Annotated in this window: 20 protein-coding genes; 17 read left to right on the top strand and 3 right to left on the bottom strand. The window is 43.0% G+C overall.

Annotation, left to right across the window (positions count from 1 at the left end; translation table 11 throughout):
• Positions 1-6 precede the first annotated feature (6 nt).
• Together LJ707_RS15805 and LJ707_RS15800 are read right to left on the bottom strand one after the other, a co-directional pair.
• On the bottom strand, positions 7-1,152 hold the full coding sequence (locus LJ707_RS15805) for a family 20 glycosylhydrolase (protein ID WP_228952776.1): 1,146 nt from the start codon (positions 1,150-1,152) through the stop codon (positions 7-9).
• 93 nt (positions 1,153-1,245) lie between these two features.
• Positions 1,246-1,872, bottom strand: coding sequence for a hypothetical protein (locus tag LJ707_RS15800; RefSeq protein WP_228952774.1), 627 nt, complete (start codon positions 1,870-1,872; stop codon positions 1,246-1,248).
• Between the two features lie 132 nt (positions 1,873-2,004).
• Here LJ707_RS15800 and LJ707_RS15795 point away from each other — a divergent pair, with 132 nt between their 5' ends.
• Together LJ707_RS15795 and LJ707_RS15790 are read left to right on the top strand one after the other, a co-directional pair.
• Complete coding sequence (locus LJ707_RS15795) at positions 2,005-3,264, top strand: prephenate dehydrogenase (RefSeq protein ID WP_228952772.1); 1,260 nt, start codon at positions 2,005-2,007, stop codon at positions 3,262-3,264.
• A 290-nt stretch (positions 3,265-3,554) separates the two neighbouring features.
• The gene (locus tag LJ707_RS15790) at positions 3,555-5,162 is read left to right on the top strand and encodes a rhomboid family intramembrane serine protease (protein ID WP_228952770.1); all 1,608 of its coding nucleotides are present in this window, start codon (positions 3,555-3,557) and stop codon (positions 5,160-5,162) included.
• 2 nt (positions 5,163-5,164) lie between these two features.
• Here LJ707_RS15790 and LJ707_RS15785 read toward each other — a convergent pair whose 3' ends face one another.
• Positions 5,165-5,770, bottom strand: coding sequence for an energy transducer TonB (locus tag LJ707_RS15785; protein WP_228952769.1), 606 nt, complete (start codon positions 5,768-5,770; stop codon positions 5,165-5,167).
• Positions 5,771-6,005: 235 nt separating this feature from the next.
• Between LJ707_RS15785 and rplC the strand changes: the two genes are divergently transcribed.
• The 15 genes from rplC to rpsH all read left to right on the top strand — a co-directional run bounded on the left by rplC (position 6,006) and on the right by rpsH (position 13,164).
• Positions 6,006-6,623, top strand: a complete 618-nt coding sequence (rplC, locus tag LJ707_RS15780) for a 50S ribosomal protein L3 (RefSeq protein ID WP_228952768.1) — start codon at positions 6,006-6,008, stop codon at positions 6,621-6,623.
• Between the two features lies 1 nt (position 6,624).
• Complete coding sequence (gene rplD, locus LJ707_RS15775; protein WP_228952767.1) at positions 6,625-7,254, top strand: 50S ribosomal protein L4; 630 nt, start codon at positions 6,625-6,627, stop codon at positions 7,252-7,254.
• 2 nt (positions 7,255-7,256) lie between these two features.
• A complete protein-coding gene (gene rplW, locus LJ707_RS15770) occupies positions 7,257-7,547 on the top strand; it encodes a 50S ribosomal protein L23 (RefSeq protein ID WP_228952765.1) in 291 nt (96 codons plus the stop codon).
• An 8-nt stretch (positions 7,548-7,555) separates the two neighbouring features.
• A complete protein-coding gene (gene rplB / locus LJ707_RS15765; protein ID WP_228952763.1) occupies positions 7,556-8,380 on the top strand; it encodes a 50S ribosomal protein L2 in 825 nt (274 codons plus the stop codon).
• Positions 8,380-8,646 (top strand): 30S ribosomal protein S19, encoded by a 267-nt coding sequence (rpsS, locus tag LJ707_RS15760; protein WP_166586580.1) that lies wholly within the window; start codon positions 8,380-8,382, stop codon positions 8,644-8,646. Before rplB ends, rpsS begins: the two co-directional genes overlap by 1 nt.
• Positions 8,647-8,652: 6 nt before the next feature.
• Entirely contained in the window at positions 8,653-9,081 is a 429-nt protein-coding gene (gene rplV, locus LJ707_RS15755; RefSeq protein WP_228952762.1) for a 50S ribosomal protein L22, read from the top strand.
• Between the two features lie 6 nt (positions 9,082-9,087).
• Positions 9,088-9,972, top strand: coding sequence for a 30S ribosomal protein S3 (gene rpsC / locus LJ707_RS15750; RefSeq protein ID WP_228952760.1), 885 nt, complete (start codon positions 9,088-9,090; stop codon positions 9,970-9,972).
• Between the two features lie 50 nt (positions 9,973-10,022).
• Positions 10,023-10,445, top strand: coding sequence for a 50S ribosomal protein L16 (gene rplP / locus LJ707_RS15745; protein ID WP_228952758.1), 423 nt, complete (start codon positions 10,023-10,025; stop codon positions 10,443-10,445).
• A 130-nt stretch (positions 10,446-10,575) separates the two neighbouring features.
• On the top strand, positions 10,576-10,788 hold the full coding sequence (rpmC, locus tag LJ707_RS15740) for a 50S ribosomal protein L29 (protein WP_194101690.1): 213 nt from the start codon (positions 10,576-10,578) through the stop codon (positions 10,786-10,788).
• A 19-nt stretch (positions 10,789-10,807) separates the two neighbouring features.
• Entirely contained in the window at positions 10,808-11,062 is a 255-nt protein-coding gene (gene rpsQ, locus LJ707_RS15735) for a 30S ribosomal protein S17 (protein ID WP_127704050.1), read from the top strand.
• A gap of 1 nt (position 11,063) precedes the next feature.
• A complete protein-coding gene (gene rplN, locus LJ707_RS15730; RefSeq protein ID WP_067059744.1) occupies positions 11,064-11,432 on the top strand; it encodes a 50S ribosomal protein L14 in 369 nt (122 codons plus the stop codon).
• A gap of 1 nt (position 11,433) precedes the next feature.
• Complete coding sequence (gene rplX, locus LJ707_RS15725; protein ID WP_228085011.1) at positions 11,434-11,781, top strand: 50S ribosomal protein L24; 348 nt, start codon at positions 11,434-11,436, stop codon at positions 11,779-11,781.
• Positions 11,781-12,341, top strand: coding sequence for a 50S ribosomal protein L5 (gene rplE, locus LJ707_RS15720; protein ID WP_194101689.1), 561 nt, complete (start codon positions 11,781-11,783; stop codon positions 12,339-12,341). The genes rplX and rplE overlap by 1 nt, the downstream gene beginning before the upstream one ends.
• Entirely contained in the window at positions 12,334-12,603 is a 270-nt protein-coding gene (gene rpsN, locus LJ707_RS15715) for a 30S ribosomal protein S14 (RefSeq protein ID WP_228952756.1), read from the top strand. Before rplE ends, rpsN begins: the two co-directional genes overlap by 8 nt.
• A gap of 162 nt (positions 12,604-12,765) precedes the next feature.
• Complete coding sequence (gene rpsH / locus LJ707_RS15710) at positions 12,766-13,164, top strand: 30S ribosomal protein S8 (RefSeq protein WP_228952754.1); 399 nt, start codon at positions 12,766-12,768, stop codon at positions 13,162-13,164.
• Positions 13,165-13,171: the final 7 nt, after the last annotated feature.

Genomic DNA, 13,171 nt, shown 5'->3' with positions numbered 1-13,171 from the left:
GTACTATTAAAGACTGTTTATTTTGGCAAACAGTTGCCTGAAGGTTTCGGCCTGCGAAAGCCCCTCATGTTTGTCCTGTTTAAACTCATCCAAAAACTGATCATTGCGAGACCATATAGTCAGTATCATTCCCCTGAAATGGTCTTTCATTTCAGGCGTTGAATTTTTGCGGAAGCGCAGTATATCGTCAGTTTGTTGCAGGGCAATTTGCGGGCTGCGCCAGGTGCAGGTAGCAACATCCATACCTTTGAGGGCAAACAGCACGGCCGTTTGGTCGGGGCGGTCATAGTGCCAGTCGCAAATAAAAACGTCCTTCGGTATAAGGTCAATGGCGCGGTCGGTATTGTTCATGCTGGCTTCCCATATACCCAGCCCGGTTAAGCGGGCATCCAGCAGGCGGTCGCCCCATATCCATAACGAGCGGCCTTTTTGCGCCAGATGGTCGCGGATCAGTTTTACCTCACCGGCATACAGGGCAGCCTTATCCTTGCCGCTACAACGCGGGCATTGCGGGTGACCGATGTAAAATACCTCATCCATACCGGCATGGAAGGCCTTGGTTTCAAAAACATCGCATATCTCATCCACCACATCAAATACAACTTTATGTACATCAGGGTGCAGCGGGCAATAGCTTTTGCAGTACAGGCTATCGGCATTGGGCCATTTATAATTTGCAGGTGGTATAATGCCCGGCGTTTCATCAAACTGCGGATAAGCTTTTAACAGCTTACCAACCTTGTTAGCCCATGATTGATGGCCGAGCAGGTTTATCTGGCAAACAATGTCGATCCTGTTATCGCGGCAAGCTTTAACAATTTTTTTAACCTCGTTTTTTGACAGGGCAAAGCTATCCACCAGTTCCGGGTGCGATTTAAACTGATAGGCATAATCAACACGTAATATCAACGTATTTACATGCCGTGGCCCAAGCTCGTTGTTAATAAACTTTATAAAATCATCAAGGCCTTTCGGCCGTGGCGCGCCTATGGCAAAGCCGCGTACGGGCATAACCGTGCCAAGCCTTTGTACCTTGCGCGTAGTATCGGCAACAGGCGTTAAGGTGTAAGCGTTGCAAACAGAGTAGTTTACAAGGGTTAATGCACCCAGCAGGAAAGCAAAAATTTTGAAATACCTTGATAACGATGGCATACAGTTGATCATTAGGTTGATAATACTTAAATATATTCACTCCCTTATAATTAAGCAAGCGTATGCCTTTAACAATGCAAATAAAGTTACCTTTTACCTGCCGGATAGTTCATCAAGCTTGTTACGTTCGGTTTGCAGCTCGCGGGCAAGCTTTTTCTCTTTCTCGTTAGCCTTGGTTTTATAGGTCTGAAATTCCTCGGATAACTCGTTATAAAGTTTTATACGGTATTTAGCCTCGTGCCTGAAACGGGTAGTGGTGATAATAACAATGGCCAGCGCAATGCCGAAACCCAGCACCAGCCCCCACATTAATGTATTATAGGCCGCTTTGGTAAAGCCAATGCCCAGCAGGTTTATCTGGTCCATTTTGGCATTTGATGCCGATATGGTTTCATCCTTAATGGTAACATCAACATTAAGCTTTTTAATGGTTGCCGCCTGGCTGTTAACCGTAGCTTGCGCTTTACGCAAGGCAGCGCGCTCGGTTTTGATGGTATCCATTACGTTACGGTAAAACGCGCCGATAACCGGTTGCTGGTAGTTGTACGTTTTGGTAAGCAGGTAGCGATACTGGCCGTTAAGACTGCGATCGGTATTTTGCGGGGCGGCAGTTTGGGTGCGCGCTTGCGGTTGAGTAGCTTTTTTAGTAGAATCCTGCGCCTGGGCAAGGTTAAAAAACGCTATAAAAATAATTATCGGGGTAAAAAATAATTTCTTCATAGGTGTAGTTTCAGATGGTTTAATTGTAAAAAATAACTGATACGGTTAAATATTATAAACTGTATCAATATCCGCAATAAACGAAAATAATGTTTCATTCCAAAATATGGCGCTCATACTTATATTAGCAGCATGTTAATAGGCATTATAGGTTTGGGCGATATGGGGCGTTTATACGCCAAGGCATTCGCAAAGGCGGGCTACGAGGTGTATGGTTGCGATATGCCCGAGAACAGGGAAAAGCTGGAGGCCGACCTTGCGCCGCATGGCGTAAAATTACTGGATAGCGGCAGGGAGATCGCCCACCGCTGCGACCTGATCATTTACTCGGTAGAGGCCGAAAAAATAATGCAGGTTGTGGCCGAGTACGGGCCGATCACCAAGTATGGCGCCATAGTAGCCGGGCAAACCTCGGTAAAGCATCCCGAGATAACCGCCTTTGAAAAGCACCTGCCTGCTGATGCCAACATCATTACCTTCCATGCCATGCACGGGCCGGGTTTTGCGCCGCAAGGGCAAAAGCTGATACTGATCAATCACCGGTCTGATGCGGACGCGTATAAGCGCATGCTCGATTTGTTCACGGCAATCGACTCAGATGTGGTGGAGTTAAAAGATTATCACGAGCACGACCGCATTGTAGCCGATACCCAGGCCGTAACCCACGTAGGTTTTGAAAGCATGGGCACGGCATGGAGCAACGCCGGGTTTTTCCCCTGGGATAATGGCTCCTACCATGGCGGTATTGATAATGTGAAGATATTAACCACCCTGCGCATATTCAGCTACAAGGCGCACGTGTATGCAGGTTTGGCTATCATGAACCCGTATGCCCGGCAGCAGGTAAAGCGCTACGCGCAATCCGAATCGGAATTGTTTAAACTAATGATCATGGAGGAGGAGCAAAAGTTTCGCGACAGGTTGTACCGCGCCCGCGATTTTGTTTTTCATGAAAGCCGCAAGCCCATTATGTTTAATGATGCCGTGATGAAGGAGTTTTCGTTAGCTGATGGCCCCGCCCAGCGTAAGCCCAACTCGCACTTGAGTATATTAAGTATGGTTGATGCCTGGTATCACCTGGGTGTTAGCCCGTATGATAACCTGATCGCGCAAACCCCGCCGTTTCGGTTACGGTTGGGTATTGCCGAATACCTGTTTAAGAATGAGGAACTATTGGAAGAATCCATTGAAACTGCCCTGTACGATAAATCCATCCGTGGCGACGATCTGGAATTCCATTCAGCCGTGCGCGAGTGGTCGTCCATTATAGGCTACGGCGATATGGAAGGCTACAAAAAGCACTTTAACCAGGTGCAGGCCTTTTTTAAGGACAGACTGGACGAAGGCAACAAACAAAGCGCCGAACTGATCAGGCGGTTAACGATGGAATAGTAATATCAATAACCAAACCTTATAACAGTATAATGAATCGATTTTTAGCAAAGCTGAGGCATGTTTTTCTGCCTTTTTTATTTATCTCCGTAACTATTGTATTTACATATACACTGTTACATTGGTTGGTATACATTAAGTTTGAGCTTTTCGAATTAGATGATTTATGGCAAAATTTTATTATTCCTGGAGCTGTAGCGGTAATAGTGGCATATGTTTTTGTACCCCCAATTATTAAAAAATTAGATTTTACCGCAAGAAAAAAGAAGTCTGGTGATCCGGTAAACGGCATGATGATTATTGTCATTTTTGCAATATTGGCATCTTTATACATAGCCTTAAACTATTTTGAAACAGCAACGGGTAAACTTACTACTCTCGAGCATATCAGCGCTATAAATAAACAACCGCTTACTAAGTATTACAAGTTAAATGAGCTTTACCTTGATAAGCAGGCTGTACGTGTACATTCGGCGTTTAAAACTTCAGGCAAATACGATCAACACTTTGATATGACGATTTATTGTTCCGTGCCGATACAGAATGCTAAAATAGCAGATACAGTTGCTGACCGTTCTGTAGATCGCCTTTTGTCATCGCTGAACAATAAGGATAATTTGAACCTTAAAAAAGCTTTATTGATTGTAAACGGTCGCGAAGCTTCTAAGGAAGAGATAAGCAGAATACCTCGCGACAGAATTGCATCTATGGAGACTATAGATATTCAAAGGTCAACTTTAATGTATGGCGAAAATGGTAAATATGGTGTTATACATTTTGAAGTAATAACAGGTAGCGATAATCAAGGGCGATCATTAATTATTGAGCAGCCCGATGCCTGGCTTGCTGTTTCATACAAAAAAACGATCTCAAATGATCTGTCGCCCCAAGAGAAAGAGAAGGCTTATAATGAATTTGCTGAAGCAACCCAAACAGAGTTTGAAACTGCTGACCATAGCATGTTTACTTACCTTGAAAAAGTGCCAAAAAGCGACGACTTAGATAATTACCGCACTGCAATTACCCAAACCGATACAACCCTATCGGCTGATGATGCTATATTATTAAAACCTGTTTATGAGCCCTTTGAAGATCGCGTAGGAAGCAGTTTCGGGTGGATATTTGGATCATTCGCCATTGGTGCATTTATCTTTTTTATTATCATTCAGTTTTTCCCGCTACGTAAAAATCATCAGCGTAAGTTAAACTCAAAAAAATTCAGATGGTTATGGCTCAATGATGTTAAAACCATTTTGTGGCCGAGGCAAGGTTATGCCGTTACCCCAATACTTATATTATTAAACGTATCGATATTTTTTGTTATGGTGATTGCCGGCTTGGGTTTTATATCATTCAGTTCAACCGATCTGCTGAACTGGGGAGCTGATTATCGCCCCGCAGTTATGGAAGGCGATTACTGGCGCTTGTTTACCGCCATGTTTTTACATGGTGGGGTAATGCACCTGTTTTTAAATATGTATGGCCTCATGTTTATAGGCATTATGCTTGAGCCGGTAATTGGTAGCAAAAGGTTTGCATCAGCATACCTCATTTCAAGCCTTGCCGGAAGCGCGGCAAGCCTATGGTGGCACCCCGCAACCGTGGGTGTAGGTGCTTCGGGAGCTATATTCGGTATGTACGGCGTTTACCTGGCGTTGTTAACCACCAATATGTACACATCAGCCCAACGAAAAACACTGCTTACCAACATGGTGGTATTTATTGGTATTAATTTGTTGATAGGTATAAGGGGATCTGTTGATAATGCCGCGCACATAGGTGGCCTGGTAGCAGGTATAATTGCCGGGTATGTTACTTATCCGTTCATTAAAGACAACATATATATTAGTAAAAAAGAGAAAGAATTATTACATGAACCGGAGGAGAATGCTGTGTGAGATTAACCATCTATCTTCAATAAATACGTAGCCTTTTTACCGGCAACTTTGTGCTCTTCGTCATGCTGTTCTTCGGCGATGATAATGCTGTTTGACAGGAATTCTTTGCCAAGTACTTCTTCAGCCTGATCAATACTGTATTCTTTGTCCTTTATCAGGAATAGAAAACCGTAATCAGATTTACGGAGCTCTTTCATTGAAATTAATGCCTTACTTATATTAAAATTAATAGGTATTGTATATTGTACCCTTACTGCTTTGCCGTTTTGTAAACCGGGGTTCCATTTAGGCGAATTAATTAAAACCTTGCTTGCTTCAGCTTCACATCCTGCACCAATGCAGTTAACCGGCAGTGCTTCAATAATACTGCCATCCTTTTCAACGATAAATTGCATTTTTAGCTTTCCGCTTATGCCAATGAGTTGTGCTACTTCAGGATATTTTAGATTTTTTGCAATGTATGAATAGAACCCCCGAAGTCCACCTTTAAACTTAGGCGGAATGTCTTGGTCGATAGCAATTTGTAATGATGTAGTATCTGTAGTTTGCTGCCCGTAGCAAGCAAAACAGGTAAGCGTTATAATAATAAAGATATAAATAGGTTTCATGTAGGTTTAGTTTATCAATCTAATCTATACAAATATCAACTTGTAGTCAAGCCTGATATGTGTTTTATTGAGGCTGATGACGTAACTGCATGACACCTAAATAAATATTTTAAAAATAACTTCGTAACTATTTGACAATTAAAGTAAAATTTCTAACTTTGCCGTCCCTTAAAAGGGAATAATATGCCTTGAACGAAGCCCTACTGCTTCGATGGGCAAAAATAAATTAATAGAAATGTCAGGAATTATTGGTAAAAAAGTAGGAATGACCAGCATTTTCGACGAGTCTGGGAAAAACATCCCATGTACTGTGATCGAGGCTGGCCCTTGCGTTGTAACGCAAGTGAAGTCTGTTGAAACAGACGGGTATGCTGCTGTACAGTTGGCATACGGCGAAAAAAAGGAAAAAAACACTACTGCTCCTTTAAAAGGCCATTTCCAAAAAGCCGGTACTGCTCCAAAAAGCAAACTGGTTGAGTTCAAATCTTTCGAAGATCAAAAAACATTAGGCGACACCGTTACTGTCGACATTTTTGAGATCGGCGATTTTGTGGACGTGGTTGGTACCTCAAAAGGTAAAGGTTTTCAGGGTGTTGTAAAGCGTCATGGTTTTGGCGGTGTGGGTATGCAAACTCACGGTCAGCACAACCGTTTACGCGCTCCGGGTTCATTAGGTGCCTCATCATGGCCTTCACGCGTATTTAAAGGTATGCGCATGGCCGGCCAAATGGGTAACGTTCGCGTTAAGGTACAGAACCTTGAAGTAGTAAAGGTATTTGCTGAGCAAAACCTGTTAGTTGTTAAAGGTTCCGTTCCGGGAGCTAAGGGTTCATTCGTAATAGTGGATAAATAAGATGGAAGTTAATGTATTGAACATCTCAGGTAAAGAAACAGGTGCCAAGGTGCAGCTTCCTGAGTCCGTATTCGGAATTGAGCCAAACGACCACGCTATCTATCTTGACGTTAAGCAGTATTTAGCTAACCAACGTCAGGGTACGCACAAAGCAAAGCAGCGTAATGAAATTGCAGGTTCAACCCGCAAGCTATACAAACAAAAAGGTACAGGCGGTGCCCGTGCGGGTAGCGTTAAGTCGCCATTGTTTAACGGTGGTGGCCGTGTATTCGGTCCGCAGCCGCGCGATTACAGCTTTAAGCTGAACAAAAAGCTTAAATCACTGGCACGTAAGTCAGCCCTGTCATACAAAGCTCAGGACAACAACATCGTTGTTTTGGAAGACTTTAACTTTGACAGCATCAAAACCGCTAACTACGTAAAGCTGGTAGCCGATCTTAACGTTACTGACGTTAAAACATTGCTGGTATTGCCTGCTGCAAATAACAATGTATACTTATCAAGCAGAAACCTGAAAAAAGCGAAAGTTATCACTGCTGACCAGTTAAACACTTATGATGTGCTTAACGCCGGCAAGCTTTTGTTAACCGCAGGTACTGTAAAAACTTTGGAGGAAGCGTTAGCTAAGTAATTATGGAAATTTTAAAGAAACCCTTACTTACTGAAAAAGTAGCTCAATTAACTGAGAAGCTTAACCGTTATGCTTTCAAAGTTGATCACAGAGCTAATAAGATTCAGATCAAGGCAGCAATTGAGCAAATGTATGGCGTTACCGTAACTGCGGTAAACACCATGAAATACGTTGGAAAACTGAAAACCCGCAACACTAAGGCTGGTGCCGTTCAAGGCCGCTCAGCTACTTACAAAAAAGCGGTTATTACGTTGAAAGACGGCGAAGTAATAGATTTTTATAGCACAATATAAAAACAGAGATGGCAGTAAAAAGATTTAAACCGGTTACTCCGGGTACCCGCTTCAGAGTAGGTGCTGATTACTCGGACGTTACTACCAATGTGCCTGAAAAGTCACTGGTTGTATCGCACAAGAAATCAGGTGGACGTAACAGTTCCGGTAAAATGACCATGCGTTATATCGGTGGGGGACATAAGAAATCATACCGATTGATCGACTTTAAACGTAACAAATTTGACATCCCCGCAAAGGTTGCGACTATTGAGTACGATCCAAACCGTTCAGCACGTATCGCTTTATTAGTATACGCTGACGGTGAAAAGAGATACATCATTGCGCCGGAAGGCTTAACAGTTGGTTTAACTGTACTTTCAGGCGAGAGCGTAGCTCCTGAAGTTGGTAACACATTACCATTAAAAAGCATCCCGCTGGGTTCAATCATTCACAACATTGAACTTAACCCGGGCCAGGGTGGTACCATTGCCCGTTCAGCAGGTACATATGCCCAGCTTTCAGCACGTGATGGTAAATATGCTATCATTAAATTACCTTCAGGCGAAACCCGTATGATCCTGTCAACCTGCTTAGCCACTATCGGTACCGTTTCAAACTCTGAAAAGGCAAATGAAGTGTTAGGTAAAGCCGGCCGCAAGCGCTGGTTAGGTCGCAGGCCACGCGTCCGTGGTGTTGCCATGAACCCTGTCGATCACCCTATGGGTGGTGGTGAAGGCCGTTCATCAGGTGGTCACCCACGTTCACGCAAAGGTTTGTTAGCTAAAGGCTACAAAACCCGCGACAAAAAGAAAACATCGGATCGCTACATCATTGAAAGAAGGAAGAAATAATGGCACGTTCAATTAAAAAAGGACCTTATATTGATTTTAACCTGGAAAGAAAAGTTCTTGTCCTGAATGAATCAAATAAAAAATCAGTGGTTAAAACATGGTCACGCCGTTCCATGATCTCTCCTGATTTCGTTGGTCACACATTCGCAGTACACAACGGCAACAAGTTTATACCGGTGTACGTAACAGAAAACATGGTTGGTCACAAGCTGGGAGAGTTTGCCCCAACCCGTACATTCCGCGGTCACGCAGAAAAGAAAAAATAACAGGCAATGGAAGCAACAACAAAAATTAAAAAGTCTGTACTGATCAGGCAACAAAAAGAAGCTGCGAAAGCTCAACAAGGAGGTGCTTCTGTTGCTAAGTTACAAGACTGCCCTACCTCACCACGCAAAATGCGTTTGGTAGTTGACTTAGTACGCGGAAAAAACGTATTCGAGGCTTTAAACATCTTAAAGTTCACTAATAAAGAAGCGGCTATTCGTGTTGAGAAATTACTGGTATCAGCAATTACCAACTGGGAAGCTAAAAACGAAGGCAAAAAGGCTGAAGAAGCCGGCTTGTTCGTTAAAGAGATCTCAGTAGGTGGCGGCCGCCAGCTTAAAAGATTGCGCCCTGCACCGCAAGGTAGAGGTTACCGCATCCGCAAGCGCTCAAACCACGTAACCCTTATTGTGGATAGTAAAAACGAAAACAATTAATTTGAAATGGGACAGAAAGCACATCCAATAGGTAACAGATTAGGAATCATCAGAGGCTGGGATTCTAACTGGTTCGGTGGCAACAACTACTCCGACAAATTAGTTGAGGACGAAAAAATCCGCAAATATCTTTCAGCACGTATCAACAAAGGTGGCGTATCAAAAGTAGTTATTGAACGTACTTTAAAACGCATCACCGTTACTATACACACTGCCCGTCCGGGTATCGTTATCGGTAAAGGTGGCCAGGAAGTTGATAAAATCAAAGAAGAGTTGAAAAAACTTACCAAAAAGGAAGTTCAGATCAACATCTTCGAGATCAAACGTCCTGAGCTTGACGCGCAATTAGTAGCTGAAGGCATAGCAAAACAATTAGAAGCACGTATATCTTTCCGTCGTGCCATGAAAACCACCATCGCGTCAACCATGAGAATGGGTGCCGAAGGTATCAAGGTAATGACTTCAGGCCGTTTAGGCGGTGCTGAGATGGCTCGTTCTGAACAATACAAAGAAGGAAGAATTCCTCTGCACACTTTCCGTGCTGATATTGACTACGCTTTAGGCGAAGCTTTAACTACTTATGGTAAAATAGGTGTTAAAGTTTGGATCTGCAAAGGCGAAGTTTACGGAAAACGCGATCTTTCTCCAAACATTGGCAGCAACAGCGGCCCAAGCGGTAAAGGCGGACGTCCGGAAGGTGGTTCACAATTTGGTGACCGTAACCAGAGAGGCGGCGAGCGCGGTGGCGAACGTCGTGACAATCGTGGTGGCGGTAATAACCGTGGCGGTAACAACCGCGGTGGCCAGGGTGGTAACAACCGTGGCGGCCAGGGCGGCAACAACCGTGGTGGCGGCAATCGCCCGGGCGGACAAGGTCAAGGTAGAAGATAATTATTAACAAAGTCGAGACAGACATCGTTTAGATATAAAAGCTTAAAAAAATGCTACAGCCAAAAAGAACGAAGTTCAGAAAGATGCAAAAAGGCAGGATGAAAGGTTTAGCCACCCGTGGTGCTGAGCTTTCATTCGGATCTTTCGGTATAAAATCACTCGAGCCGGCCTGGATTACCAGCCGCCAGATCGAGGCAGCCCGTATCGCTGTAACACGTTTCATGAAACGTGAAGGCCAGGTATGGATCAGGATTTTCCCTGACAAGCCTGTAACTAAAAAGCCTGCAGAGGTACGTATGGGTAAAGGTAAAGGTGCCCCTGAATACTGGGTAGCGGTAGTACGCCCCGGCAGGATCATCTTTGAAGCAGAAGGTGTGCCTTTAGAAATTGCTAAAGAAGCATTACGCCTTGCAGCACAGAAATTACCTGTACAAACAAAATTCATAGTGCGTAGAGATTACGCCGAAGCATAAACGTGGTAGCTACAGGTGGTAAACAACATTAATTGAATACCTGTAGTGTGGGATAAACATTGTAAGTTGAAAAGTTGTGAGTTACATACTGCTTGCAACTCACAACTTACAGCATACAACAAATTATAAAATGAAGAACTCAGAAATTTTAGAGCTTTCGACCGAGGATTTGGTTGCGAAGATCGGTGAGGAAAAAAACAACCTTACCAAACTGAAATTTGCGCACGCGGTATCGGCTATTGAAAATCCAAGCCGTATAACAAAGGTACGTAAGGACATCGCTCGTTTGAATACCGAATTAACAAAACGTAAAGCAGCGGCGTCAGCTTCTGAAACGAATTAATTTTTAACGTCGGGAAAAAATGGAAAGAAATTTAAGAAAAACACGTACCGGTTTGGTAGTTAGCAATAAAATGGAGAAATCTATTGTAGTTGCCGTGGAGCGTAAAGTAAAGCACCCAATCTATGGTAAGTTCGTAAAAAAAACTACCAAGTTTATGGCTCATGATGAAACGAATACCTGTGGTATTGGCGATACCGTATTAATTATGGAAACCCGCCCCCTGAGCAAAAATAAGAACTGGAGATTAGTTGAAATTTTAGAAAGGGCTAAATAACATGGTACAACAGGAATCAAGATTAAACGTAGCCGATAATAGCGGCGCTAAAGAAGTTTTAGTGATCCGCGTATTAGGTGGTACCGGTAAAAGATATGCCTCAATTGGTGACAAGATCGTTGTTACCGTTAAAAGCGCAATTCCGTCAGGAAACGTAAAAAAAGGCACCGTATCAAAAGCCGTAGTAGTAAGAACTAAAAAAGAGATCCGTCGTAAAGATGGTTCATATATCCGTTTCGACGATAACGCAGCTGTTTTGTTAAATAACCAGGACGAGCCAAGAGGTACCCGTATCTTTGGCCCGGTTGCAAGAGAACTGCGTGAGAAACAATTTATGAAAATTGTATCATTAGCACCGGAGGTATTGTAACATGGCATATAATAAAGTAAAAGCACAAACCGGCAAAATAAAGCTCCGCAAGGGCGACCTGGTAAAGGTTATAGCCGGTGATTCAAAAGGATCACAAGGTAAAATCGTTGAAGTGATTACAGCAAAAAACAGGGCTGTGGTTGAAGGTGCCAACATGGTGTCAAAACACACAAAACCTAATGCTGCTAATCCAAACGGCGGTATCGTTAAACAAGAAGCTGCAATTCATATCTCAAACCTGGCGCTGGTTGACCCTAAAACAGGCAACACCACCCGCGTAGGCCGTAAGCTTAATGACGCAGGCAAACTGGTTAGGGTAGCAAAAAAATCAGGGGAGGAAATTAAGTAATGACTTACACACCGAGATTAAAATCAAAATATAAAGAGGAGATCCGTACCGCGCTGAAAGATAAATTTCAGTACAAAAGCGTTATGCAGGTTCCTAAGCTGCAAAAAATTGCTATTAACCAGGGTGTTGGTGGTGCTACAACCGATAAAAAACTTATCGAGAACACCATCACTGAGTTAACTACCATTACCGGCCAGCAGGCAGTATCTTCAAAATCAAAAAAGGATATCTCGAACTTTAAATTACGTAAAGGTATGCCGGTAGGTGTACGTGTAACTTTACGTGATAACACCATGTACGAGTTTCTGGATCGTTTAATTGCCGTTGCTTTACCGCGTATCCGCGATTTCAAAGGCATCAACGATAAAGGTTTTGACGGTAAAGGCAACTACACTTTAGGTATTACCGAGCAAATTATCTTCCCTGAGATCAATATTGACAAAATCAATAAAATCCAAGGTATGGATATTACCTTTGTAACCTCAGCTACCAACGATGTTGAAGCGCTGGAGTTGCTGAAACAATTTGGATTACCATTTAAAAATCAAAATAATGGCTAAAGAAGGTGTAAAAGCGCGTGAAGTTAAACGTGCTAAATTAGTAGCTAAATACGCTGAAAAAAGGGCTGCTTTGAAAGAAGCAGGTGATTGGACCGCTTTAGATAAATTACCTAAAGCATCATCACCGGTAAAACTGCACAACCGTTGCAAGCTAACCGGCCGCCCTCGTGGTTATATGCGCCAGTTCGGCATTTCACGTGTAACATTCCGTGAAATGGCATTAGCAGGCCAGATACCGGGTGTTAAAAAAGCAAGCTGGTAAGAAATTAGGAATATCGAATTTCGAAAGTTCAATTTCGGAATTCGATATTTTATGTGATAAGAAAAATTCGATATTGAACATTCGATATCCGAAATAAAGACTAACCGATGGAAGGTCGCCAGCCACGGTGGCTGAAGGAAACCACCATCATAACAAACAAAAATGAATACAGATCCAATCGCAGATTATCTTACAAGAGTAAGGAATGCTATCAAAGCCAACCATAGGGTTGTTGAAATTCCTGCATCAAATCTGAAAAAGGAAATCACGAAAGTGCTTTTCGACAAAGGTTACATCGCTAATTACAAGTTTGAGGAAGTTGGTCCTCAGGGCACTATCAAAGTTGCTTTGAAATACCACCCGATCACTAAAATCCCTGCTATCCGCAGCATTCAGCGTATCAGTAAACCAGGTTTGAGAAAATACGCAGGTACATCAAGTATGCCACGTGTATTAAATGGTTTAGGTATCGCTATCCTGTCAACATCAAAAGGTGTGATGACAGATAAGGAAGCCCGTCAGCACAACGTTGGTGGCGAAGTTTTATGCTACGTTTATTAATAGGAGG

The organism is Mucilaginibacter sp. UR6-1, assembly GCF_020880975.1.
GTDB lineage: Bacteria > Bacteroidota > Bacteroidia > Sphingobacteriales > Sphingobacteriaceae > Mucilaginibacter.
Note: the sequence above shows the minus strand (reverse complement) of the source record. Positions and strands in the feature narration are given on the sequence as shown.

Coding starts and splice junctions, on each gene's coding strand:
- rplP (WP_228952758.1), top strand. CDS start 10,023: ATGCTACAGCCAAAAAGAACGAAGTTCAGAAAGATGCAAAAAGGCAGG.
- LJ707_RS15805 (WP_228952776.1), bottom strand. CDS start 1,152: ATGCCATCGTTATCAAGGTATTTCAAAATTTTTGCTTTCCTGCTGGGT.
- rpsN (WP_228952756.1), top strand. CDS start 12,334: ATGGCTAAAGAAGGTGTAAAAGCGCGTGAAGTTAAACGTGCTAAATTA.
- rplB (WP_228952763.1), top strand. CDS start 7,556: ATGGCAGTAAAAAGATTTAAACCGGTTACTCCGGGTACCCGCTTCAGA.
- LJ707_RS15795 (WP_228952772.1), top strand. CDS start 2,005: ATGTTAATAGGCATTATAGGTTTGGGCGATATGGGGCGTTTATACGCC.
- rpsS (WP_166586580.1), top strand. CDS start 8,380: ATGGCACGTTCAATTAAAAAAGGACCTTATATTGATTTTAACCTGGAA.
- rplX (WP_228085011.1), top strand. CDS start 11,434: ATGGCATATAATAAAGTAAAAGCACAAACCGGCAAAATAAAGCTCCGC.
- rpsH (WP_228952754.1), top strand. CDS start 12,766: ATGAATACAGATCCAATCGCAGATTATCTTACAAGAGTAAGGAATGCT.
- rplW (WP_228952765.1), top strand. CDS start 7,257: ATGGAAATTTTAAAGAAACCCTTACTTACTGAAAAAGTAGCTCAATTA.
- rplE (WP_194101689.1), top strand. CDS start 11,781: ATGACTTACACACCGAGATTAAAATCAAAATATAAAGAGGAGATCCGT.
- LJ707_RS15800 (WP_228952774.1), bottom strand. CDS start 1,872: ATGAAGAAATTATTTTTTACCCCGATAATTATTTTTATAGCGTTTTTT.
- rplC (WP_228952768.1), top strand. CDS start 6,006: ATGTCAGGAATTATTGGTAAAAAAGTAGGAATGACCAGCATTTTCGAC.
- rpsQ (WP_127704050.1), top strand. CDS start 10,808: ATGGAAAGAAATTTAAGAAAAACACGTACCGGTTTGGTAGTTAGCAAT.
- LJ707_RS15790 (WP_228952770.1), top strand. CDS start 3,555: ATGATGATTATTGTCATTTTTGCAATATTGGCATCTTTATACATAGCC.
- LJ707_RS15785 (WP_228952769.1), bottom strand. CDS start 5,770: ATGAAACCTATTTATATCTTTATTATTATAACGCTTACCTGTTTTGCT.
- rpsC (WP_228952760.1), top strand. CDS start 9,088: ATGGGACAGAAAGCACATCCAATAGGTAACAGATTAGGAATCATCAGA.
- rplN (WP_067059744.1), top strand. CDS start 11,064: ATGGTACAACAGGAATCAAGATTAAACGTAGCCGATAATAGCGGCGCT.
- rplV (WP_228952762.1), top strand. CDS start 8,653: ATGGAAGCAACAACAAAAATTAAAAAGTCTGTACTGATCAGGCAACAA.
- rplD (WP_228952767.1), top strand. CDS start 6,625: ATGGAAGTTAATGTATTGAACATCTCAGGTAAAGAAACAGGTGCCAAG.
- rpmC (WP_194101690.1), top strand. CDS start 10,576: ATGAAGAACTCAGAAATTTTAGAGCTTTCGACCGAGGATTTGGTTGCG.